The sequence below is a fragment of the Rhizobium sp. G187 genome, assembly GCF_051549525.1.
GTDB lineage: Bacteria > Pseudomonadota > Alphaproteobacteria > Rhizobiales > Rhizobiaceae > Allorhizobium.
This window is the reverse complement of record NZ_JBPUGM010000002.1, coordinates 632,819-653,429: the sequence shown is the minus strand read 5'-3', so window position 1 is coordinate 653,429 and position 20,611 is coordinate 632,819. Positions and strand designations below refer to the sequence as shown.

The 20,611-nt window shown below is 62.5% G+C and carries 18 protein-coding genes; 12 read left to right on the top strand and 6 right to left on the bottom strand.

Going from position 1 to position 20,611, the window contains the following annotated elements:
- Nucleotides 1–320: 320 nt before the first annotated feature.
- Nucleotides 321–2,564: a transglycosylase domain-containing protein gene (locus tag ACSV9I_RS08005; protein WP_438328545.1), complete on the bottom strand. Its 2,244-nt coding sequence runs from the start codon at nt 2,562–2,564 to the stop codon at nt 321–323.
- A 273-nt stretch (nt 2,565–2,837) separates the two neighbouring features.
- Between ACSV9I_RS08005 and ACSV9I_RS08000 the strand changes: the two genes are divergently transcribed.
- Nucleotides 2,838–3,305: a YcgN family cysteine cluster protein gene (locus tag ACSV9I_RS08000; RefSeq protein WP_438328260.1), complete on the top strand. Its 468-nt coding sequence runs from the start codon at nt 2,838–2,840 to the stop codon at nt 3,303–3,305.
- Between the two features lie 123 nt (nt 3,306–3,428).
- Here ACSV9I_RS08000 and ACSV9I_RS07995 read toward each other — a convergent pair whose 3' ends face one another.
- Nucleotides 3,429–3,680 carry a hypothetical protein gene (locus tag ACSV9I_RS07995; protein WP_438328258.1) on the bottom strand — a complete coding sequence of 84 codons (252 nt, stop codon included), beginning with the start codon at nt 3,678–3,680 and terminating at the stop codon, nt 3,429–3,431.
- Nucleotides 3,681–4,141: 461 nt separating this feature from the next.
- Between ACSV9I_RS07995 and ACSV9I_RS07990 the strand changes: the two genes are divergently transcribed.
- On the top strand, nt 4,142–4,813 hold the full coding sequence (locus ACSV9I_RS07990) for a hypothetical protein (protein WP_438328257.1): 672 nt from the start codon (nt 4,142–4,144) through the stop codon (nt 4,811–4,813).
- 46 nt (nt 4,814–4,859) lie between these two features.
- Here ACSV9I_RS07990 and ACSV9I_RS07985 read toward each other — a convergent pair whose 3' ends face one another.
- Nucleotides 4,860–5,753: an NAD-dependent epimerase/dehydratase family protein gene (locus ACSV9I_RS07985; RefSeq protein WP_438328255.1), complete on the bottom strand. Its 894-nt coding sequence runs from the start codon at nt 5,751–5,753 to the stop codon at nt 4,860–4,862.
- 313 nt (nt 5,754–6,066) lie between these two features.
- Here ACSV9I_RS07985 and ACSV9I_RS07980 point away from each other — a divergent pair, with 313 nt between their 5' ends.
- Nucleotides 6,067–6,909, top strand: a complete 843-nt coding sequence (locus ACSV9I_RS07980; RefSeq protein WP_438328254.1) for a DMT family transporter — start codon at nt 6,067–6,069, stop codon at nt 6,907–6,909.
- A gap of 200 nt (nt 6,910–7,109) precedes the next feature.
- On the opposite strand, the gene ACSV9I_RS07975 is transcribed toward ACSV9I_RS07980, so the two are convergent.
- A complete protein-coding gene (locus tag ACSV9I_RS07975; RefSeq protein ID WP_438328253.1) occupies nt 7,110–8,390 on the bottom strand; it encodes a hemolysin family protein in 1,281 nt (426 codons plus the stop codon).
- A gap of 532 nt (nt 8,391–8,922) precedes the next feature.
- Here ACSV9I_RS07975 and ACSV9I_RS07970 point away from each other — a divergent pair.
- From ACSV9I_RS07970 to ACSV9I_RS07945, 6 genes are all read left to right on the top strand, one after another.
- Nucleotides 8,923–9,390: a hypothetical protein gene (locus ACSV9I_RS07970; protein WP_438328252.1), complete on the top strand. Its 468-nt coding sequence runs from the start codon at nt 8,923–8,925 to the stop codon at nt 9,388–9,390.
- A gap of 311 nt (nt 9,391–9,701) precedes the next feature.
- Nucleotides 9,702–10,181, top strand: coding sequence for a DUF3833 family protein (locus ACSV9I_RS07965; RefSeq protein WP_438328251.1), 480 nt, complete (start codon nt 9,702–9,704; stop codon nt 10,179–10,181).
- The gene (locus ACSV9I_RS07960) at nt 10,178–11,389 is read left to right on the top strand and encodes an FAD-dependent monooxygenase (RefSeq protein ID WP_438328250.1); all 1,212 of its coding nucleotides are present in this window, start codon (nt 10,178–10,180) and stop codon (nt 11,387–11,389) included. Before ACSV9I_RS07965 ends, ACSV9I_RS07960 begins: the two co-directional genes overlap by 4 nt.
- A gap of 222 nt (nt 11,390–11,611) precedes the next feature.
- Nucleotides 11,612–12,253, top strand: coding sequence for a TetR/AcrR family transcriptional regulator (locus ACSV9I_RS07955; RefSeq protein ID WP_438328248.1), 642 nt, complete (start codon nt 11,612–11,614; stop codon nt 12,251–12,253).
- The gene (locus ACSV9I_RS07950) at nt 12,246–12,593 is read left to right on the top strand and encodes a DoxX family protein (RefSeq protein WP_438328247.1); all 348 of its coding nucleotides are present in this window, start codon (nt 12,246–12,248) and stop codon (nt 12,591–12,593) included. The genes ACSV9I_RS07955 and ACSV9I_RS07950 overlap by 8 nt, the downstream gene beginning before the upstream one ends.
- Nucleotides 12,594–12,732: 139 nt before the next feature.
- On the top strand, nt 12,733–13,110 hold the full coding sequence (locus ACSV9I_RS07945) for a PH domain-containing protein (protein ID WP_438328246.1): 378 nt from the start codon (nt 12,733–12,735) through the stop codon (nt 13,108–13,110).
- A gap of 146 nt (nt 13,111–13,256) precedes the next feature.
- Here ACSV9I_RS07945 and ACSV9I_RS07940 read toward each other — a convergent pair whose 3' ends face one another.
- Nucleotides 13,257–14,126, bottom strand: coding sequence for an SDR family oxidoreductase (locus ACSV9I_RS07940; RefSeq protein ID WP_438328245.1), 870 nt, complete (start codon nt 14,124–14,126; stop codon nt 13,257–13,259).
- 115 nt (nt 14,127–14,241) lie between these two features.
- Here ACSV9I_RS07940 and ACSV9I_RS07935 point away from each other — a divergent pair, with 115 nt between their 5' ends.
- Complete coding sequence (locus ACSV9I_RS07935; protein WP_438328244.1) at nt 14,242–15,144, top strand: LysR family transcriptional regulator; 903 nt, start codon at nt 14,242–14,244, stop codon at nt 15,142–15,144.
- Nucleotides 15,145–15,353: 209 nt separating this feature from the next.
- On the opposite strand, the gene ACSV9I_RS07930 is transcribed toward ACSV9I_RS07935, so the two are convergent.
- Entirely contained in the window at nt 15,354–17,270 is a 1,917-nt protein-coding gene (locus ACSV9I_RS07930; RefSeq protein WP_438328243.1) for a diguanylate cyclase, read from the bottom strand.
- Between the two features lie 379 nt (nt 17,271–17,649).
- Here ACSV9I_RS07930 and ACSV9I_RS07925 point away from each other — a divergent pair, with 379 nt between their 5' ends.
- Together ACSV9I_RS07925 and ACSV9I_RS07920 are read left to right on the top strand one after the other, a co-directional pair.
- Nucleotides 17,650–19,563: a potassium transporter Kup gene (locus tag ACSV9I_RS07925; protein ID WP_438328242.1), complete on the top strand. Its 1,914-nt coding sequence runs from the start codon at nt 17,650–17,652 to the stop codon at nt 19,561–19,563.
- 99 nt (nt 19,564–19,662) lie between these two features.
- Entirely contained in the window at nt 19,663–20,481 is an 819-nt protein-coding gene (locus ACSV9I_RS07920) for a hypothetical protein (protein WP_438328240.1), read from the top strand.
- The last annotated feature ends 130 nt before the right edge of the window (nt 20,482–20,611 follow it).

Here is a 20,611-nt window from a genome sequence, read left to right as displayed (position 1 = left end):
AAAAATAATCGTTCAAAACCTGTAGCGACGCTAAACCCGACCCCCTTAATTTGGGGTGAAGGCTTTGTACCAATGCGGGAAACGTGGGCGTTTCGCAAGCGCTATGGTTTAATAATTCTGAATTTGGCAGATCCCGGCCGGCCCGTCATGTGACAGGCGTCTCAATTCAGGATTGGTCCTTCGCCTTTCGTCGTAGGTTGTGCGGTGAGAGGCTGCGAAACCTTGTGACGATGCGGGTTGAGGCCCCGAATCAGGCGTGCCGCAATGCAGCAAAACGCGCCCCGTCCCGCCTTCGGGATGATGCTGACGCGTTTGGATGATCAGTTGGAAACGGGGATGGCCGAGCCGGTCGCACCAGTCGCACCGGTCGCAGGGGCCGCACCGGTCGCACCGGTCGGGGCTTCCTTCGGGCCAAGGGCGGCCGTATCGGCAGGAAGCGAGAGCGGCGTTGCGGATTTCAGCCTCTGGCCGAGCTCGCGGATCATCCGGGTCGATTGCGAGGACAGCGAGCGGGGCCTGACCAGCGTGACCAGGGGCTCGCCGGTTTCGCTCACCGCCTCTTCCGGCTTGGCTTCCTTTTCCGGCATCGGCGTGTCGATGCCGAAGATCGGCTTCAGGTCGATGCCCTGATGGGCATAATCCATCAGCTTCTTGAAGGTCATGGCCGGCAGAGAGCCACCGGTCATGTTGTTCGACGAGGTGTAATCGTCATTGCCGAACCAGACGGCCGCCGTATAGTTACCAGTGTAACCAACAAACCAGGCATCGCGATAGGCCTGGGTCGTGCCGGTCTTGCCGGCGGTCAAAACCCCATCGACGGCGGCGCGGCGTGCCGTGCCGATATAGGGGATCTTCGACATCATCTCGTTCATGTAGATCGCGGCCTGTTCGGTCAGGATCTGCTCGGCCGGCGGTTCGTCGCGCTCGAAATCATAGAGCACCTCGCCGGCATAATTCATGATCTGCGCCACGCCATGGCGGCGCGCCGCGCGCCCCCCGGCCGGCAGCACGGCATAGGCCGTTGCCTGATCCATGACCGTCACTTCGGCCGTGCCGAGCGGAATGGTCACGTCCTTCTTGATCGGCGTTTCCACGCCCATGGCCTTTGCCGTCTTGATGATGGCGTCGATGCCGAGCTTTTCCTTGGCGAGGCGGACGGGGATGGTGTTGATCGATTTCGCCAGCGCCGTTTCCATCGTGATCCGGCCGGCATAGCTGCGGCCGTAATTCTGCGGGCTCCAATTGCCCCAGGACACCGGGCCGTCGGTCACCACGGTCTGCGGCGTGTAGCCGTTCTCCATGGCGAGCGCATAAGTATACATCTTGAAGGAGGAACCCGGCTGGCGCAGCGCCCGCGTGGCGCGGTTGAACTGGCTTTCGCCATAGTCGCGACCGCCGACCATGGCGCGCACGGCGCCGCCATTCTCGATCATGGCGAGCGCCCCCTGCTTGACGCGGTAGCTTTCGCCATATTCGCGCAGGCTCGAGGCAACCGCCTCTTCAGCCGCCTGTTGCAGGCCCAGATCGATCGTGGTGCGGACGACCAGCGTGTGGTCCTTGAAGCGGGCGGCGATGCGCTGCACCTCGTCAAAGGCCCAGTCGAGGAAATAATCCGGCGCTTCCTTCTCATCCCGGTCGATGACGGTGGCCGGGTTGCGCCGCGCCGCCACCACCTGGCCCTCGGTCATCAGCCCGCTCTGGACCATGTTGGTCAGAACGTCATTGGCGCGGGCGCGCGCCGCCGGCAGGTTGACGTGGGGCGCATATTTGGCCGGTGCCTTGAACAGGCCGGCGAGCATCGCGGCCTCGGCCAGCGACACTTCCGTGATGTTCTTGCCGAAATAGAATTGCGAGGCGGCAGCCGCCCCGAACGTGCCGCCGCCCATATAGGCGCGGTCGAGATAGAGCGACAGGATTTCCTTCTTCGACAGGTTGGCTTCCAGCCAGAAGGCGAGGAAGGCTTCCTTGATCTTGCGCTCGATCGAGCGCTCATTGGTGAGGAAAAGGTTCTTTGCCAGCTGCTGGGTCAGCGTCGAGCCGCCCTGGACAACGGAGCCGGCGCGGGCATTCTCGGTCATGGCGCGGGCAAGGCCGAAGAAATCAATGCCGACATGTTCGAAGAAGCGCCGGTCCTCGGTCGCCAGAACCGCCTTGACCAGATGGTCCGGCAGTTCATCGACGGGCACGGAGTTTTCATGAATGATGCCGCGATGGCCGATGAAATTGCCGTAGCGATCGAGGAAGGTGACGGCGAAATTGTCGTGGTTGCGCCAGTCCTTCTTGGTCTCTTCCAGCGCCGGCTGGGCCAGCGTCAGAAGCACGACCGCGCCGGCGGTGCCGAGCGTCATGGCCTCGCCGGCAATCTCGAAGCCCAGTTTCTTCAACCCGCGCACGCGGAAGCGGCGGAAGAAGATGGTGATTTCTTCCCAGGTCTCGGCGAGATTGTAACCGGCATTCCAGAGCGTCGAGTCGAGCCAGCTGTCGATGCGCAGCAGCACATGGCGCTTCAGCCGCGCCGCCTTTTTCGCCGGCGGCCGGATCTCGGGTGCCGTCATCTTCGGCATCTCATCCTGTGGCTGATCGTCTCCGGACACAGTCGCTCTTCCTGAAATAAATCAATTCCGTCCCTTGACGCGACGGCCGTTAGGGCTCAGGAGCACCGAGACGACACGGCAGCCGACTTTGCATGAGTGATGGTCGATTTGCCGAAAAAGGACAAGCGCAATCGCGCACAATGGCTAATGCACGCGGCCTCCGGCACGCGCTTTTGCAGACGGCGTTGCGGCCATGCCACCGCACGCGTTGCGATCAAGCAAACCACCCAGTAGAACGAAGCGATGACCGAACAGCCCTTCTGGAAGACCAAGACGCTCGCCGAAATGAGCAATGCCGAATGGGAAAGCCTCTGCGACGGCTGCGGGCTCTGTTGTCTCAACAAGCTCGAAGACTGGGACACCGGCGAAGTGGTCTTCACCTCGGTCGCCTGCAAGCTGCTCGACGGCGACAGCTGTCGTTGCTCCGACTATGAGAACCGCCAGGCCACCGTGCCCGACTGCATCCAGCTGACCCTGAAGGGTCTGCGCGAGATCACCTGGCTGCCGCCGACCTGCGGCTATCGGCTGATCGACGAGGGTCTTGATCTCTACTGGTGGCACCCGCTCGTCTCCGGAAGCCCGGAGACCGTGCACCAGGCCGGGATTTCGGCGCGCGGACGGACGATTTCCGAAGAGGGCCTCGATGTCGAGGATCTGGAGAATTACGTGGTCGACTGGCCGATGCGCGTCGGCGAACAGGGCCGGAGCTGAAGCGCGGCCCGGGCTGCTTCGGCGGCGCGGGCTATTTGGGCACCAGCGCTGCTTGGGCGACCAGGGCGACTAGCGCGACTTGAACGACTTGAGCGGCTTGGGCGACGTCGCCCCCTCGCCCGGTCAGTGTCCGCGTCTGGGCGGCGGTGTCAGCACCTGCTCGACCTCGACGGCGAGATTGCTGCGGGCGGCGTGGTCGAAATCGGCAAAGCCGAGATAGGCCGCATGCGACCAGGAAATGCGGCCACCGAGCACGGGCGCATCGATTGACGAGATCAGCTGGCCTTCCATTGCCACATCAAAGGACACGAAGCGGCGACCGGCCAACACAGTTTCGGCAATATTGCTGATATGCATGCGTCGGGTCGCGGCCATACTACCCCTCCTGCGGATGCCGGCAATAAAACCCCTTGTATTCTGGGGTATATCCATAGTCGCTCATGAACTTACGTTAGGGAAGAGGGCGACCCTCACTTTTTTAAAGGTTGCGTTCAAAGGTTGTGGATGACGGTTAAAGGCCGTGTTCAGGGTTGGATGCGGGCCGCTCTCACGCAATCATGTGCCCTGCCCCGCCCGATCTGGCCATACGCCGATTGTTGCGGCGTGATGTCGTTTTCAGCCCGCACCAGCTGCAAAGCCCGGAGGCAGCGTCAGCGTCAGTTGGCCCGAACCAGCCATTGCTGGGCCTATCCGCACGCATCACGGGAAAGCTCTGGATAGCCCGCGTCTGATGATTGCCTGGCGCTGATATCCTCGCCCATTGTGTCCGCCTCTGTCGCGCCTGCCGGCTCAGCCGGTCCTTCCATCCACGCGACGGCCATGGGGAGGTTTTCGGAATGCCAAAGCTGCTGGACATTGTGATGACCAACAGGATGCCGTCTGCGCAGCATTTTTATGTCTTTCAGCAGCCGGCCGTCTTCGCCACGGATGCGCCTGTCATCACGGCCTGCCTGTTTTCCGGCGAGGTCGGCTGCTTGTACGAAACGGGTGCCATGCTCACCTTCGTGGTACAGACACAATCTTACCTCTCCATGCAGGTCGGCAAAGCCGGATCCGGCGGCTCCTCCTATTCCCGGCCCGTGCTCTTGGCGAATGCGGAATCAAACCCGGAGAATACAGTGGAGGTGAGCCGGGGGGTGATCGGTTTGAGCAGGCCGTATCACGACCCCTCGGTTCTGCCAGGCAGCGTCCGCGTCGTTTTGCCTGGTACCAGCCAGCCGGACATCAGTCCGGATCGGGACTTTTTCATCGGACAGGGGCAGTATGTTGAAAACCTAGGCGTGCCCGTATTGTCCAGCTTCGTCAGCGCGAAGGGCATGAGCCAGATTGAGTACAAACCCTCGCAGCGCTTCTATGTTCGGGCGGGTGGCCCGCGGCGCATGCCCGGCGATGTGATCGATTTTGACGCGGAAGTGGGGGCGGCGGCCGAATGCGATTTCAGCGCGGGCGCGAGAACTGCCTGTGTCGATCTGCAGCCCGATGGCCGCTGGAGGACGCGGATGGAATGAGGTTCGGAGCGCAAAACCGCATTGCCGTTTTGCGCCCTGAGAGGCCTTAAACCTTCACATATTTGCGCCAGTCATGGTCTTCGCGGAAGCCCAAAACCGTGCGGGCCTTGGCGTTGGACAAGGGGGCGGCAAAGCCGTCGAGATCGCCTGATATCGGCGTATTCGGCGCGTATTTCGCCAGGAATTCCCGCGTCGGCATGGTGGCGGTGATCGTGTCGTTGACGGCGTTGAAGACCTGGAAGCCGAGCCCGTCCTTTTCGACGCAGAGATCGACGATCTGGCCGAGATCGCGGGCGTCGATGTAGGACCAGGCATTGCGCTTGCGGCATGGCGGATCGGCGAGATAGCCGGGGAATGCGGCATAATCTTCCGGCGCAATGACATTGCCGATCCTGAGGGCATAGACATCGATGCCGTAGCGCATGGCAAAGGCGCGGGCCGTCTTCTCGTTGACCACCTTGGACAAACCATAGCTGTCCATCGGGTCGGTGTCGTAATCCTCGGTCAGCGGGAATTCGTGGTAGTCCTTGTTCCCCTCGGCAAAGCAGACGCCATAGGTGGTTTCCGACGAGGCGATGATGACCTTGCGGATGCCAAGCTTGGCGGCGGCCTCGATGACATTATAGGTCGAGACGGTGTTTTCGATGAAGGTCTGGTTGTCAGGGTTCATCAGGATGCGCGGCACGGCGGCGAAATGCACGACCGCATCAACCGGCTTCGGACCACCCGCCTCTTCATAGCCGTCATAGCCGAAATGGCAGGACAGCGCATTGAACACCTGTGCGCCATCGGTGACATCGGCAAGGAGCGTATGCACGCCCTCGACATCCAGCACGGCGCGGTCGACATTCAGCACCGTGTGGCCCTTTCCCAGAAGATAAGGCACGACATGCCGCCCCGCCTTGCCGCTGCCGCCGGTAAACACGATCCGCTTGCCCATGATGATCCTCCCGCATGGATTGATGTTGTCGGACGACCAGATAGCGCGGATCGGCGAGCAGTGGTAGGGGACGGCTGATGTCGTGCTTGCGGGCATCCGGGTCTTGGGCGCAAGGCGCAGGACAGGCGAGAGGTCAGGCAAGGTCCTGTTTGCACCCTCGTGTCGGTTTTGCGCCCGTCATCTTCGACCTTCGAACGTTGACACAGCTTGGCGGCGGGGTCCTATAGTCTTGGCCCCTCCCGAGTCCCCACTCCAACCCTGAAAGCCCACCCCATTGGATAGCAGTCGGTCGACCGCCAAGGCGGCAGCATGGATGGTGACATCCGTGTTGCTTTTGCTCCTCATGTCCGTTTCCGGTCGCGTTGTCACTCGCGACATCAATGTCTTCCAGGCGATGGAAATGCGGTCCGTCATCGCCTTTTTCATGCTTTTGCCCCTGGTCTATCGCGAGGGCGGACTTCGGGCGATGCGCACCGAAATCCTGCCGCGGCATATCGGCCGCAACCTCGCCCACTATCTGGGGCAATATGCCTGGCTGATGGCGCTGACGATGATCCCGCTGGCGCAGGTCATCTCGATCGAGTTCACGGCGCCGATCTGGGCTGCCTTTCTCGCCGCCTTCTTCCTGAACGAGCGACTGACATGGCGAAAGGGCGTCGTCATCCTGTTCGGCCTTGCCGGCGTCGCCTTCATCGTGCGCCCGGGCGTCGCCCCGCTCAATCCGGGGCATCTGATCGTGCTCGGCGCCGCCGTGGTCTTCGCGATCTCGTTCATCGCCACAAAGGCGCTGACCCGGCGTGACAGCGCGACCAAGATCATTTTCTGGATGCTCGTGGTGCAATCGATCGTCGGTCTCATACCGGCCCTCAAGGTCTGGACCTGGCCCTCGGCCGCGACATGGCCTTTTATCGTCCTGCTCGCATTTTCCGGGTCATTTGCCCATTTCTGCATGGCAAAGGCGCTCTCCCATGCCGATGCGACCGTCGTGATGCCGATGGACTACCTGCGGGTGCCGCTGTCGGCGCTGATCGGCTACCTGCTCTACGCCGAGGCGATCGACGGCTTCACCGCCGCCGGCGCCAGCCTGATCCTGGTCGGCAATCTCTTCAACCTGCGGCGGCCGAATGCCGGGAAGATTGAACCCACGCCGACGTGACGCATGAAGGCCGCGATCAGGGGCTGCATGAAGAGCGCTGCTGTCCGCAGGTCTAACGGCCGTCAGCCCTTTCCCGGGGTGAAGCGGCCGGGTTGGTGCGTGGATGGGGGGTGATGTCTGGGGATTGGCCGGGGCCTCGGTCCTTCGAGGCCCGACGGTGTCGGGCACCTCAGGATGAGGGGATAAGGAAACGCCCTGCCTTACTCCGCCTGCCGCCTGACGATCAGCTTGTCGACGCGGCGGCCGTCCATGTCGACGACTTCGAAATGCCAGCCGTCGACGGAAAAGCTTTCGCCGAGCGATGGCAGGTGGCGGAGCGTTTCGATGACGAAGCCGGCGACGGTTTCGTAGTCGGGTTCGCGCTGGAAGGTGAGGCCGATTTCGTCGGCGAATTCGTCGATCGGCATCCAGCCGGAGACCAGCAGGGAGCCGTCGGCGCGCGAGACCAGGGCGGGTTCGCCGGTTTCCTCGTCTTCGAGCACGCCGGTGATGGCTTCCAGCACGTCGCCGGAGGAGACCACGCCTTCGAAATGGCCGTATTCATCATAGACCAGCACCATGCGGGCGGGCGCCTTGCGCAGCTGCTCGATGACGGTCAGGGCGGAGGAGCGGTCCGAAACAACGGGGGCTTCGCGGGCGAGCGCCAGAAGATCGACCTCGCGGCCTTCCAGCCAGGCATCGAGCGCATCCTTGACGGCGACGACGCCGACGATCTCATCCGATGTGCCATTGCGCAGCGGCAGGCGCGAGCGCTGGGTGTGGCGCAGCTGTTCGCGGATCTCGGCCGGATCATGCTCCAGATCGATCACCTCGACATCGCGGCGCGGCGTCATCAGGCCACGGGCGGTGCGGTCGGCCAGGCGCATGACGCCGGAGATCATTTCCTGTTCGCCCGCCTCGATGACGCCGGCGCTATGCGCCTCGGCAATCACGGTGCGGACTTCCTCATCGGTCATCTTTTCTTCCGACTGGCCGGACTGGCCCAGCAGCGCAAGCACCAGCTTGCCGGAGGCATTGAGCAACCAGACCAGCGGCAGTGCCACGCGCGACAGCAGCGCCATGGCGGGCGCGACCTTGACGGCGACGGCTTCGGGGGCGCGCAGCGCAATCTGCTTGGGCACGAGTTCGCCGACGATCAGCGAGAGATAGGTGATGGCCACAACGACCGAGCCGACGCCGAGACCGTTTGCGAGCGAGGCCGACAGACCCTGCAGCTCCAGCCAGCCGGCCAGACGGCCGCCGAGCGTGGCGCCGGAAAAAGCGCCGGAGAGGACGCCGACCAGCGTGATGCCGATCTGCACGGTGGAGAGGAAACGGCCGGGATCCTGGGCAAGGCCGATGGCGATGGCGGCACCCCGGCTGCCCTGATCGGCGAGAATTCGAAGCCGCACCGGGCGCGAGGAGACGACCGCAAGCTCCGACATGGCAAGGATACCGTTCAGGAGCGTGAGGAAAACAACGATAGCAATTTCAGTAAACACTGTGGGTCCGTTTGATGGGTCGAAGCAACGCGCAGCTTCCCGCCGCGCACAGCCGGGAATGCCGATGAGCCGGCCGCTCCCGCGGGAGGTACGGCCCGAAAGATGATGGCGCCGCGATCCCGTCGATCTGCGACCAGTATAGGGGGAGCGGTGGGCCGGTGGCAAGGCTGCGACGGGACGTTGCAATGTCTGAGGTGTGAAACCGGTGTTTTTCAAGGCGTCTGGGGGGCGCGAACGGGGGTACGCGCAACGGAACCGGAGGCCGAACTTGTTACGAGTGGACTGAAGCAGATGCCGCGCAAAGGGCGCACCTCTCAGGTTGTCGAATTGGTTGAGTGCCCGTATATCGGGAATGGAGTTGATGTTTCAGAGCCAGACAACCCGGTGCAACCTGGCATTCCATTCGTTGTTGTCAGGGGCCAGATCCTGGGAGATGTCTTGCCCCATCTGGTGATCGCGTCTCATGACGACCATAAACGGCTCATTTCCAACGATCGAACACGCACAAGCGAGGTTCACATTCGAGCACCTTGTGCCGACTTCCGTGTGGCTGCCCGGACAGGGCGCCGGCGGTGCCGAGATCAACATCCGCATCTCCTATCAGACGCATGTGTTTTCAAGGCGGCACGAGGGCGATACCGCAGCCTTTCGCTTGCGCGATGAGGCAGGCTTCTTGAGACAGTTTTGCGAAGAACGATATCGAAATTCTCTGACGCTTCCGGATGTGTGCAAGCGGATGATCGAGAAGAACTATCTGACCTGGAAATCGCTCGACAAAAACAAGGCAAGCAATCTTGCCGTTGCCGGCCCTGTGTTGACCTCTGGGCTCAACGATCTCGTTGTCTATTACCTTTTTCCAAGTCGATCCGAGGAGCACGACGTGGAACTGGTGGTCAAAAGCGCCTACCGGAAAGACATCGATTTCAGCCATATCAAGCGAAAATACAATGTCTGGCAATTGATCAAAATGGCGCACTTCCAGCAGACAAAAGTGCCTTAGAAACAAAAAAGGCTCCCGAAAGGAGCCTTTCCCATGGCGTTACCGCCGAACGAGTGTGCCTTACCGTGGTGTACCGACCTCTCAGGGTGCACTTGCAACAGCGACCTTGCGGAAGCCTCGTTGTCTGCTGCTAGGAAAAATATAGCTCGGACCCGCCATTGTTTCAAGATCCTGTGCCAGGCATGAGCCGGAGCTGCTGTCAGTAAGCTCCCCCCTCACCGCCTGCCCTTGTTCCCGCCGCTGGAACAGAACCGCGTCCCCCGTGTTTCCCCGCCGAAGCCGGCTCCATGCCGGCCAGTATGGAGGCGCGCGTGAAACTTGACGATTTTGCCCAGAGGCAACCGACATTTCTTCTTGAAGACTTTTTCACCGGGCCGATCCGGGGATGGGGCGTGACGATCGGGCGGCTGGGCGGGTTCCAGAACCGGTTCACCATTGATGCGCGGGGCCTGTTTGATGCGGAGGCCAATGTGCTGACGCTGAAAGAGGACTATTTCTTCGATGACGGCCATTCCGACAGCCTGAGCTGGACGATCCATAAACGCAGCGAGACCCGTTACGAGGGCCGCGAGGCGCTGATCGATGGGGCCGCCGATGGCGAGCAGGCCGGATCGGCCTTTCGCTGGACCTATGCCCGCGACGTGCCGGCCGCGGACGGATCGAAGACCCGGTTCGGCTTTGAAGACTGGTTCATCCTGCATGACGAGAACCATCTCTCCGTACATGCTTCGCTGACCAAGCTCGGGATCGAGGTGGCAACGATCGAAGCCTTTTACGAGCGGCTGAAATGAGCGCGCCCGGGATCAGACGGCGCGTGCTCATCACCGGCGCCAGCATTGCCGGGACCACGCTTGCCTGGTGGCTGGAGCGCGCCGGTTTCGACGTCACGGTCGTCGAGCGCGCGCCGGAATTTCGCGATGGCGGGCAGAATATCGATGTGCGCGGCGCGGGACGCACCGTCTTGCAGAAGATGGGGCTGGAAGCGGCCGTTGCCGCATCCGGCACCGGCGAGACCGGCATCCGCTTCGTCGACGCAAACAACGAGACCGTGGCGACCTTCGACGTCGACGAGATGGGGGCGGACGGGCCGACGGCGGAGCTGGAAATCCTGCGTGGCGATCTGGCGCGGCTGCTGTTTGAGGCCTGCGGCGATCGCGTGGAGTTTCGCTTCGGCGACCGGATTGCGGCGGTCGATGACGGGCCCGACGATGCGGACGTGACCTTCGACAGCGGCCGGCGGGAGCGTTTCGATCTCGTCGTGGTTGCCGAGGGCGTCGGTTCCTCGACGCGGGAGCTGCTCTTTGCCGGGGAAAACGATCCGCGTTTCCTCGATGTGATCATGGGTTATTTCACCCTGGCCAAGGGCCCGACCGACGAGGACCATTGCCGGATCTTCACCGCCGGTGAAGGCCGCAGCATCTGGCTCCGGCCGGACAATCACGGCACGACGCGGGCGATCCTCGTTGTGCAGAAGGCGCCGGAAGGCGAGGACGATCTGTCGCCCGAGGCGCAGAAGGCCTTTCTCACCACGCGCTTTGCCGATGCCGGATGGGAGGCCGAGCGGGTGCTGCAGGGGCTTTCGACCACGGACGACCTCTATTTCGATGTGCTGCGGCAAGTGCGGCTCGATCACTGGTCTCGCGGCCATGTCGTGCTGACCGGAGATGCCGCCTGGTGCGCAACGCCGATTGCCGGCATCGGCGCGACGCTGGCGATCATCGGCGCCTATGTGCTGGCCGGTGAACTGGCGACGAAGGCCGAGCTTGGCAGTGCGCTTCGCGCCTATGAAGACAGGATGCGGCCCGACGTGGAGAAGGGCCAGAACGTGCCGAAGGCCGGCCCCAAATTCCTGCAGCCACAGACCCGTTTCGGAGTCGCCCTGCAGCATGCGGTGCTGAAAGTGGCCGCACTGCCGGGCATCAAGCCGATGCTGGCCAAGGTGATCGCCTCGCGCTCGGATGATGTCGATCTGCCGGATTATGGGGTGGAACGCGGATGAGGCCGCATGTGGGGTGCGCTTTCAGGTCTGCGGGCCGCCCCCTGCCCTTGTCCTTCTGATTGTCAGCAGCGTCGCGCTGCAAGCCGGAGGCGGATCGGCTGGGCTTTCCCCCCTTGCCTGCGGCGAGTGGGCGCAGCTTGCTGGCGATCCATGACTTGACTGGTACGGTACAGTACCATACCAAATCCTCAACAAGGCTGGATCGGCTCAAAGGGGGCGTGGATGGCTGCCGAGCATCGGACAAAAAAGGGTGAGGACCGCATTCGGGCCCTGAAGGAAGCGGCAACCGACATGTTTCTCGTCGAGGGCTATGAGGCGGTATCCGTCGACGGGCTGATTGCGCGGGTCGGCGGTTCCAGACGCAATGTCTATGATCACTTCGGCGGCAAGGAGGGTTTGTTTGTCGAGGCGATCACCGCCCTTTGCGAGGACCTGGCAGAACCGCTGCGGGCGATGGAAGTCGAGGGACGCGATCCGCTGAATGCCCTCACCCTTATCGGGTGCAAGATGGTCGAGATCACGCTTCAGCCACGCACCGTGGCGCTGCACCGGCTGATGATTGCCGAAGGCCGCCGCTTCCCGAGCCTTGCCCAGTCGATCTGGCATGCCGGCCACATGAATGCGCAACGCATTCTGACAGGCTGGATCGAGGACGGTCAAAGGGCGGGCCTGCTCCGCCGCGATGTCGAGGCCGCACAACTGGCTGCCGACTTCATCAGCCTGACCACGGCCGATGTCCAGCTGAAGGCGTTGATCGGTCTCAAGCTGCCCGCAGCATCGGACATCGACGCCATCGTCCGCCATGCCGTCTCCGTCTTTCTCAACGGCGCGTTTCAAACCTATCATGGATCCGAGAATGTCTAGATTAAACTGGCTCTCCGCCCTCAACTGGCTGCTGGCCGCCTTCTTCGCCATTGGCGCCTTCGGCAACATGTTTGCCTCCGAAACCATTCTGGCGGACTATCAGCGCTGGGGTTATCCCGACTGGTTCCACTGGGTGACGGGAGCGGTGGAGCTTGCAACCAGCCTGATCCTCCTCACCCGCTTTCGCCTGTGGGGCGCGGTTCTGGGAAGTTCCGTCATGGCGAGCGCCGTGGCGACGGTGGTCTATCATGGCGAATATGGCCATGCCGTGCCGCCGCTGGTCGTGCTTGGGCTCTGCCTGACGGCTGCCGCGCTATTTGCACGGCAAGGCAGGCGCTAAGTCTGTCTTGAGCGCCTTGCCTTTATCCCCCGTGCCTTTATCCCCGTGCCTTAAGCCCCCTGCCCTAAGGCCCGAGCCTTAACCCCTTGTCACAGCATGGCTTCGACCCCATGTCTGCGTCAAATACAGGAGACAGAGAATGGGACTTTTCGACGGTTTGCTGGGGCATGGATCGAGCGTCGATCCGGCTGATCTTGCCAAGCGCCTGGATGGAGTGCTGATCGAGGGCGAAGCCGTAGGCCTCGCCTTCAAGGTGATCCGCGACATCTTCGTCTTCACCGACAAGCGGCTGATCCTGATCGACGTGCAGGGCATTACCGGCTCCAAGGTCGATTACACCTCCGTGCCCTACCGGGCGATCACCCGCTTTTCCGTCGAAACCGCCGGCACTTTCGATCTCGACAGTGAATTGACAATCTGGGTCTCCGGCACCGCGACGCCCGTCACCAAGACGCTGAAGAAGGGCACGGATGTGCGCGGCATCCAGCGGGCGCTGGCGACGGGGGTTTTGAAGTAAAGGGCGTGGTGTTCGCAGGTGAGGCTCTGCAACAGGGCGTACCTGCAATCGCTCGCGCATTTCCGTCATTCGCTCCCGCATGGTCCGGGCCATGGCGAGCGACGTGAAGGCACGTCGCTCGTGTGTGCTTGTGGCGTCGGGTGGGATCAGCCTGTCTTTGCCAGGCGTTCGGCAAAGGCCTTGTAGCTGTGCAGGGGGCGGCCGAGGCGCTTCGTCAGGCGCTCGACATCGCCGTCTGCCGGGATCATGCCGTCGCTGACGTAACGTTCGGCCATGAGGCGCATTTCATAGGCCATCCATTTCGGCATGAAGGAGGCCATCTGCGCTTCGAAGCCGGATGGGTCATCGCCGCCATAGGCGATGGGGCGGCCCAGCGCTTCGGTCCAGAGGGCGGCGAGGTCCTCGCCGGTCAAGGTGTCCGGCCCGACCAGATTGAGGGTCTCGCTGGGCAGATGCCCCTCTGCCTGATCGCGCCGCACCAGTTCGATCGCTGCCACTTCGGCAATGTCGCGGACATCGATCATCGCCACGCCCTTCGACCCGATCGGCATTGGATAGACGCCGTAATTTGCGATCACGTCGCGGATCATCACGTCATTGTCGAGGAAATAGGCCGGGCGCAGGATCGTGGCGCTGAAGCCCATGGCCGCGATCATGCGCTCCGCCCCGGATTTCACCGCGAAATGCGGCACGTTGACGAAGTGATCGGCGTGCAGAACCGAGAGATAGACGACGCGGTTGACGCCCTGTTCGCGGGCAATGTTGAGGGTGATCAGCGCCTGGGTGAACTCGTCGCCGGCCACGGCATTGAGCAGGAAGAGCGTGGTGACGCCCTTCAAGGCCTGGCGCAGGGCATCGACATCGAGGAGATCGCCCTTGGAAACTTCGACGGCGGCTGGAAAATCGGCCTTGGCGGGATCGCGAACGAGGACGCGGACGGCAGCCTTGCGGGCGAGGAGCTGGTCGACGACGTGGCGGCCGACGCGGCCGGTGGCACCTGTAACGAGGATGGTCATTGTGGGTTCTCCGTAGCTGGATTGGTGTTGTGTTGTGTTGACGGCTTGACTATCGCTGCCCCACAGGTGATCCAATAGATCGATAATTTGGACAGCTCGTCTCATAGGTGGAACAATGGATCTGCTGGCGCTTGCCGATTTTGTCTCCGTTGCCCGGCATGGCGGCTTTGGCCGCGCCGCGCGCGCCACCGGCCGGCCGAAGGCGACCCTGTCGCGGCGGGTGGCCGAACTGGAGGCCAGCCTTGCCATCCGGTTGTTCGAGCGCGGGGCCAGGCGCCTGGCGCTGACCGAGGAAGGCCGGATGCTGCATCAGCGGGCCGGTGCGCTTTTGGCGGAAATCGACGAAACGGCAGCCGCGATCACCTCTGGCGGGCGAACACCGCGGGGGCGGCTGAAGATCAGCGCGCCCCTTCTCTTTTCGCAGACGGCGATGGGCCGGCTCGCCGCCGGATTTGCGCTGCGCTATCCGGAGGTCCGGCTGGAGGTGACCACCGAGGACCGCCCGGTGGACATGATCGAGGAGGGCTATGATCTGGTGATCCGGGTCAATCCGCCTGACGATGAGAGCCTGATCGGGCGCGTTTTCCTGCGTGACGGGCTCGTGGTCGTGGCGAGCCCCGCCCTGCCCCGCCCTGCCGAGGGCGCGCGCGTGCCGGTGGTGCTGCGCGGCGCGGCTGGCCAGGCCGGACAGTGGCGGATGATAACGGCGGACGGGCCTCTATCGCTGGCCATCGATCCGGTGCTCAGCCTGTCATCGATGACCATGGTGCGCGATGCAGCGCGGATGGGTGTGGGTGCGGCCAGGCTTCCCACCTCGCTGGTCGCCGGCGATATCGCGGCCGGCAATCTGGTTCTCTGGGGTGAGGTGGAGGGACCGGAAACCCGGCTCTGGGCGCTCTATCCGTCGCGACGGCTGTTAAGCGCCCGGGTGTCTGCCTTTCTGGACTATCTGAAGGAGGCCTTTCCCGAAGGGCGTTCCGAGGAACTGGCGGCCTATATCGCCAAGGGCCAAGACTAGACGATGTGCGGTGAAGACGGGCTCACCGCATATCGGCTCTCTTCTTGATCTGGCGCAGTCTCCGGACGAGAAATCCGAATTGGATCTCACTGGATATGCGCGAGGGGGCGATGCCCGGATACGTGCCGGGCCATGATTGTCCGGCCTGCGGTTTCGACAGGAGATCCATGCCAAGCTGGGGGACGCTTCCCCCTATCGCTTGCTGCCGCTTATCGCTTGCTGCCGCCCGCCGAGCTCTGCTCCACCACGGCCTCCTCTTCCCAGGCGCGCACGGCATCGCGGCCGGAGGCCTTGGCGCGGTAGAGTGCCTCGTCGGCCCGGTTGATAAACTGCGTGCTGGGCACCTGTCTTGCCAGCTTGCCGATGGTGGCCACGCCAATGCTGACGGTGACGACGCCCTTTTCGCTGCCGGTATGGGGGATCTCCAGCGCCCGGATGCGCATGCGCAGGTCATGCGCCATGGCGATGGCCGCCTCTTCCCTTGTATTGGGCAGGATGAGCGCCATTTCCTCGCCGCCATAGCGGGCGGCGCGGTCGCCGGGGCGGCGGGCGACGGAGCGGACGGCCATCGCCACCTGGCGCAGGCAATCATCGCCGGAGGTATGGCCATAGGTGTCGTTATAGGCCTTGAAGCGATCGACATCGATCAGAAGGATGCTGAGGCCGGCATCGGTGCCGATGCAACGGGTCATTTCGGTGGCCAGGGCGGTGTCGAAGGCGCGGCGATTGAGGAGTTCGGTCAGGCTGTCGGTCATCGCCATTTCGGCGAGTTTTTCGTTGAGGTCGCGCAGTTCCTGTTCGTCGCGCTTGGCGCGGGTGATGTCGGAGCAGACCACGAGGCAACCGCCGTTCTCCGAAGGGGTGGTGCGGGACTCGACCCAGCGCCCATCTGCGAGCGGGAACTGGACCGTTCCGGGCTGGCGCAGGCGCGACATGGCGTTATCGATGAAGCTCTTGGCCTCGACTGGCGGAATGCCGGTGATCTCGCCGCGTTCCATCGCCGCCTCGAGGATCTGGCGTGCGGGTATGCCGGGCACGCGCATATCGGCGGTCAGCGGGAACATGGCGCGATACTGCTCGTTGCAGAAAATCACCTTCATCTCCGCATCGAACATGATCAGGCCATCGGCCATGTTGGAAAGGGCGGCATTGGCCCGCTTCTCGCTCTCGGCCAGCGCCGAGGCGAGTTCCTTCTTTTCGGTCAGATCGCGATTATGGGTGATCAGGCCGATCAGCATGCCCTCGTCATCGCGCAATGCCGCTTTCAGCGTCGACAGCGTGATCTCGCCGCTATCCGGCCAGACGATGATCTGCTCGACCGTCTTGGCGTCGTTGCCGGCCAGCACGTCGAGTTCGTCGGCGCGGAATGTATCGGCAATTTCAGGCGGATAGAAATCATGGTCGGTCTTGCCGATCAGATCCTGTTCCGATGCCACGCGCATGAGTTTCGCGGTGGCCGGATTGACCATGACGAAGCGACCGTCGGGATCCTTCACATTCATGCTTTCCGGCAGGGACCGGATGACCGCCTCATACATTTTCAGCGTTTTTGCAAAGTCGCGGCGGCGCAGTTCGGCGAAGACGGCCATGGAGGACAGAAAGGTTGTGACGAAGACCGTGCCGATCCAGATACCGGCGGCCTGATGCAGAGCCTCGGTGAGATGGTTTTGCGGCATGATCAGAAGGACAACCAGGTTGCCAAGGCAGATCAGCGCGGAAAAGGTCAGGAGTTCGCGATAGGTGGCAAGCCGGCCGGCGAGCCACCATGCGCCGGCCACGCCGATAGAGGCGGCCAGGATAATGATGGCAACCCCGGCGCTGGCCCCAACCCCGCCCAACCACAGGCGAAAGGCGCCGGCCATGACAGCGGCCACCAAAGCACCGGGCCAGCCGCCGACGAGGCCGGCAATCGACAGGGTGATGGTTCTCAGATCAATATAGATGCCCTGCTCGAACTCGATGGGACGCGCCATGACCAGCAAGGTTCCGAAACCGAAGAAAAAACCAAGCTTGATGCGCTCGACAAACGGTTTTCGTGCGCGCCCCTGGGGCACGTTGGTCCAGGCCAAGATCGTGAAGAGGATGATGGCACAATTGGCCAACACATGATTCCAGACCGCTTCCACCGCATTTCCTACCGCATGACGTTAATTCGGCCACATTAGCGGCAACTCACAAACCAACCGTTACTGTGCTCCGGTTAAAACTCCATCCCCAGTTATCCTAGGTGTAACCTTTGGCCTTCCGCCGGATCTTCCGTTTTGCCGCGATTGTGCAGAGCCGGACGCGCCGAGGTGGGCAAGACGGGGTGGATATTGCTTTCTGTCGCGACCGGCGCTAGGTCACCTGCCGCGCATGGCGGCCGGGATTGCCCAAGGCCCGTCATTCGGCATTCGTCACTTGCCGGGCAGCGGCGGACACGCTGACAGAACGTCGCGTTTGTCTGTCGCGCGGATCTTGTGATAATCGTTGCAGTGCAACACTGCGCCCGTGCCAGGAGATCGCATGACCGCCTCGAATGCCGCCGGATCGCCCGTTCAGTCGGAAAGGCGGAAATTCTTCTCGCTTCTCCTTGGCAGTATCGGCGTCGTTTATGGCGATATTGGTACGAGCCCGCTTTATGCCTTCCGGGAATCCCTGCGCCCGTTTGCGGCAAACGGCATTCAGCCCGACCATGTCATCGGCTTGATTTCGCTCATGATCTGGACGCTGACGGTGATCGTCACGTTCAAATATGTGCTGTTTTTGCTGCGCGCCGACAATGACGGCGAAGGCGGCACGCTGTCGCTTCTGGCGCTTCTGATGAAGAAGAACCTGCGCTCCATGCCGGTCCTGTTTTTCGCGGGGCTTGTCGGGGCGGCGCTGTTCATCGGCGACGCCATGATCACGCCGGCCCTGTCCGTCATGTCGGCGCTCGAGGGCATGAAACTGGTGACGCCGGCCTTTTCGGACTATGTGCTGCCGCTGTCGGCGGTGATCATGGTGGTGCTTTTCGCGGTGCAATCAAAGGGCAGCGCGGCGGTTGCCAAGTTCTTCGGCCCGATCACGGTTGCCTGGTTCCTCGCCATGGCCTGGGGTGGCCTCATCCATATCGGCGACGACTGGACGATCCTGGCTGCCCTCAATCCCGGCAAGGCCCTGTGGTTCATCACCCATGCCGGCTGGGCGGGTGTGATCGTGCTCGGCGCCGTTTTCCTCACGGTTACCGGGGCGGAAGCCCTCTATGCCGATCTGGGACATTTTGGCCGCAAACCGATCAGTGTCGCCTGGTTCATCCTGGTCTTTCCGGCACTGGCGCTGAACTATCTCGGCCAGGGCGCGCTTGTGCTCAGCCATCCGGCGGCGATCGACAACCCGTTCTACCTGCTCTATCCGGACTGGGCGCTGCTGCCGATCGTAATCCTGGCCACGATGGCAACGATCATTGCCAGCCAGGCCGTGATCACCGGCGCCTTTTCGCTCGCACGCCAGGCGGTGCACCTCGGCTTCCTGCCGCGCCTGATGATCAAGTTCACCTCGGAGACCAATACCGGGCAGATCTATGTGCCGGCGGTGAACATGATCCTGTTTATCGGCGTGATCGTGCTGATCTTCTCCTTTGGCGATTCCGAATCGCTCGCCACCGCCTATGGCATCTCGGTCACCGGCGCGATGGTGGTGACGACGCTGATGTCCTTCCAGTTCCTGCGTTCGGTCTGGGGTTTTTCAAGCTTCCGGGCAACCGTGCTGCTCTTGCCGCTGATGGTGATCGAGAGCGTCTTCCTCGGCGCCAACCTGCTCAAGGTGCATGACGGCGGCTGGGTGCCGCTGGCGCTGGCGCTGGTCATCATCATGATCATGTGGACCTGGACCAAGGGCTCCAAATATCTGCGCGACAAGATCGCCCGCAACGACATTCCGATCCACACCTTCATCGATTCGCTGGAAAGCTCGATCGACCGTCAATCGGAAAGCGCGCCTGTCGTGGTGCCCGGCACCGCCGTCTTCCTGACCAGCGTGCCCGACAAGACACCGGCCGTGCTCCTGCACAATCTCAAGCACAACCACGTGCTGCACGAGCAGAACGTGATCCTGACCATCTGGACCCAGGACAAGCCCTATGTGCCGGATGCCGACCGCGTCGAGATGATCCGCCTGTCGAAGCGCTTCATCCGGCTCGACATCACCTTCGGCTTCATGGACGAGCCGAATGTTGCCCGGGCGCTGACGCTCTGCAAGAAGAAGGGCTTCAAGTTCGAGATCATGCAGACCTCCTTCTATCTCGGCCGCCGCAACCTGATCGCCATGCCCGGCAAGGGCCTGCCCTGGGGCCAGGAGCATCTCTATATCGCGCTGGCCGATTTCGGCATCGACCCCTCCCGCTACTTCAAGCTGCCGCCGAACCGGGTGGTGGAACTGGGCGAGCAGGTGGCGATCTGAGGGGCGTGGGGTGTCCGGCTTGGGGGCGGTGATGCCCTTATCAAAAGTTGTGATGCCACCGCTTACGCGCGGTTAAGGTGATCGTGATTGGGTGCGGCCATGATCGACACACTCGCACTATCCTTCATCTGCGCATCGCTTCTCCTCGCTCTGATCAGCCCTTTTCTGCCGCAACATCTGATGTGGCGGGGGCTGTTTCTTGCCGGCCTCGCCTTTATGACGGGCTCGGTGCTGACGGGGCCTGTGCATTGGTCCAACCGGGATCTTGGCTATGCGATCACCTTCGCCTTTTTCGGTTATTTCTGCGGCGCCATCGGGATCGTCGTCACCATTCGGGTGGTCATCGAGGCAATCTACCGCCATGTCCGCCGCCGCCAAAGCGAACGCAAGCCCAGGACCAAATGGGTCGATCTCGTGATCGCCGTGGCGATGGGCGGCGTGACGGGTCTGCTGCTGCTCCACCCCCTGGCAGCATTGACGGGCGGCCATTCCGGCGGTCTCGCGCTGGATCTTGTGATCGGCTGCACGGCCGCAGGGATTGCCGCCTTTCTCGGCTGGCGGCTCAGGGGATATTTCGACGTCGGAGGTGCCAGCGCCGCGCTGACGATCGCCGTGATGTCTTTTGTCGGTTCCGCGCAGACCCAGTCGATCATCGACCATGCTAGCGAGCTTGCGAACGGACGCGCCTGGTGTCTCACCATGCCGACAAAACCGGACAGCACGGTCACAAGATCAGACCTCGGCTTCTACGCCTTGCCGAAAGGCAAGAGTTCACCGCATCTTGTTCTGGTGATCGAGGGCGAGAGGGACATGCTGCTCTGGTCGATCCGTCGCCAGGCTTTCGGTCGAGGAAACATCGGGCTCGACACACACTGCGATCCCGCCAAGGGGCATGAGGCTTTGTGGGAAGGCAACTGACGGACAAGGCAGAGAGATCGGCGGCAGATTGGAGGGCGAAGGCTTGCAAGCGAAGCCGGCACTTACGCGGAGGCCTTCCCCGACGAAACTTCCCTCCTTCCCGAATCAGTGATACCCGTCGGGACCGATA